This window comes from Mycolicibacter senuensis (assembly GCF_003284925.1).
In the GTDB taxonomy this organism is placed as follows: Bacteria; Actinomycetota; Actinomycetes; order Mycobacteriales; family Mycobacteriaceae; genus Mycobacterium; species Mycobacterium algericum_A.
Map to the genome: position 1 here is coordinate 1 of NZ_QMEX01000249.1, position 2776 is coordinate 2776.

Annotated in this window: 2 protein-coding genes and 1 riboswitch; both genes read left to right on the forward strand. The window is 69.3% G+C overall.

Features of this window, described 5'->3' with window-relative positions; all coding sequences use genetic code 11:
- A partial coding sequence (locus DQP56_RS23645; RefSeq protein WP_133259026.1) for a PPE family protein occupies nucleotides 1-1073 on the forward strand: 1073 nt, incomplete at its 5' end.
- 125 nt (nucleotides 1074-1198) lie between these two features.
- Nucleotides 1199-1384: riboswitch (M-box (ykoK) riboswitch) on the forward strand.
- 432 nt (nucleotides 1385-1816) lie between these two features.
- On the forward strand, nucleotides 1817-2776 hold a 960-nt coding region (locus DQP56_RS23655; RefSeq protein ID WP_133259027.1), incomplete at its 3' end, for a PPE family protein.

The window sequence follows — 2776 nt, forward strand, 5'->3', positions numbered from 1 at the left end:
CGGCCGCATTCGACGAAGCCTTCGCCGCCGTCGCGCCACCGCCGATGATCGCGGCGAACCGCAGCGCGCAGGCAACGCTCGTCGCGTCGAATGTACTCGGGCAGAACAGCGCCGCGATCGCGTCGCTCGACGTCGAGTACGCGCAACTGTGGGTCCAGGACGCGCTGGCGATGTACGGCTATGCGGCCCAGTCGGCGGCGGCGACCGCGCTGACACCGTTCTCCGAACCACCGCCCACCACCGACCCTGTGGGGCAGGGCGGGCAGGCGGCGACGGTCGCCGCTGCCACCGCCGCCAGCGGGCACGCTGAGCTGTCGCGGTTGATCACCGCCATTCCTCAGGCGCTGAACGGGCTTGCTCCGGCGGCGGTTGCGGCCGCCTCGACGCAGCCGGCGCAGACCACCGCGGCGCTGTCACTGGCCCAGATCGCCTCCTACATTGAGTTGCTGCCGAAGACCATCGTGCCGTTCAACGACGCGATCAAGACCGTGCTCTACGGCATGATCCAGTACTCCCGCAATCTCAATATCGACCTGGACATCGCCGCGGCCACCGGCGGGCAAGCCGGGTTCGGCTCCGGCGCAACGGCGTTGGCTGCCACCGAAACGTCGCTACCGGTCGCTGCCGCGCCGATATCGGCCGGTTCCGGGGGCGCGGGCACGATCGGCCGACTCAGCGTCCCGCCGAACTGGGTGACGACCGCGCCGGTGGCCAAGATGGTCGCAGCGGCGTCGCCCACCGCAGCGGCGGCAGCGTCGGCGACTGCGGTCGCCGGAGCGCAGATTCCCACCGGGGTATTCGGCGACATCGCGCTGGCGAGCCTGGCCGCGCGGGCGCTCACCGGCGCCGCACCGCGGAGCCATCCCGCCGCCGCGATGAACGGTCACGCGCAGAGTCGACTGGAACGCCTCGTCACGGAGTTGGCCGGCACCACCGATGTGCAGCACTGGCACGTCGACGCCGGCCGCCTCGACAGCCTGCTGGAGGAACTCGCCGAGCAACCCGGCGTGCATGCGGTGCACGTCAATCCCGACGGTCAGAGCAACACCGGACCCGGTCGGCAGCCCGGCTGAAACCGGTGCGACTTCTGCCCGACAGCAGGCGATTTGGCCACCGAAGCGGACTATTGGCCCGCGGGCCGCTCCCGTCCCGCCGTGTCCGATTGACCCTGCCAGTCACCTGGTGCACTATGGTGAGGCAAGCACCTCGTTAGGTGAGGCGTCTGCACGGATACAGGCCACTGACCCCGAACGTCGAAAGACGCCCCGGGTCAGGACAGCTCCTCCCGGATTAAGGGTTGAGCCCAAGTGGCTTCCGGACCTGCGTTGATTACGCAGGCAGGACACGCCGTGCAGTGCCGAAGCTCTGACGAGAGGGGTGCGAAAGTCCGGCTGTCGCCGGGCGTCCCCACCTCTGTGTGCATACGTGCAGGCACCCGCGCGTGCCCAGGCCGAGAGGAGGTGAGAGCGACATTGAGTCCGAGTGATAGTTCCTATCCGAGATCGATGTTCGTCTCCCTAGATCTCGGTACTGCTTTCACCATCTGATTCGCACCGGCGCTGAATTCGTCAGCTGGCGCGCTTCCGTCAGCGGAACGCGCCAGGCTTCGGCATGTCGGTGAAACCGCTTGTCGGCCCGAACTCTCCGTCGAGCAGCGGTTTCGTCGACGTGCCCGGCTCCGGTATGTCGCCATGACCGGCTAACCCGATTCGTGCCTCCGGCCAGCTGCGGACGCAACGCGTATCGGGATGTCGACGTGCCTGCACACCCGCTCAACACCAGACCTCTCAACCACCACTCAAAAAGGAGCAATGCCATGGACTTCGGAGCATTTCCGCCGGAATTCAACTCGGCTCGTATCTACACCGGTCCCGGCTCGGGACCGCTGATGGCCGCCGCGGCGGCGTGGGACAAGTTGGCCGCCGAACTCGCTTCGGCCGAGGCCGCCTACCAGTCGGTCATCAACGGGCTCATCAGCGAGGGCTGGATGGGGCCGGCGTCCAACGCGATGGCCGCCGCGGCCGCGCCCTACGCGGCGTGGATGGGCACCACCGCGGTCCGGGCGGAACAGGCTGCCGCCCAGGCGAAGGCGGCAGCCGCGGCGTTCGACGCGGCGTACGCGATGACGGTGGCGCCGCCGCTGGTCGTCGCCAACCGCTCGCAACTCGCGGCCCTGGTGGCCACCAACGTGCTGGGGCAGAACACCGGGGCGATCGCCGCGACAGAGGCGCACTACGGCCAGATGTGGGCCCAGGACGCGGCCGCGATGTACGGCTACGCGGCGTCGTCGGCGGTGGCCACCAAGGTGACGCCGTTCAACTCACCGCACGAGGTCGCCGACCCGTCGTCGCAGGCGGTCCAGCAGGCGGCGGTCGCCCAGGCCGCCGGTAACGCGGCCTCGTCGAATGCGCAATCCACACTGTCGCAAGCGATTACAAACACGCCGCAGACGCTGCAGACCCTCGCGGCGCCGGTGCAGCCGCCCACGCCGCCGGTCACCGGAGGCGAGGCGATCAGCACCGGTGATCTGACCAACGCGATGACCAACCTGATGAGCAGCTCCTTCAGTCCGATGGGCGCGGCCGGGATCTCCAACTTCGCTGCCGACATGGCGGTGGTACGTGGTGCCGCCATCGCCGCGGGCGACCCGCTGGGCCTGGGCGCCATCGACCCGTTCACGCCGATGCTCGGCGGGCTCGGGCTGGGCGGCGGACTCGGCCATGGAATGCACGGCCTGGGCGCCGGATTGGGCGGGCTGGGGACGGCCTCGGCGACG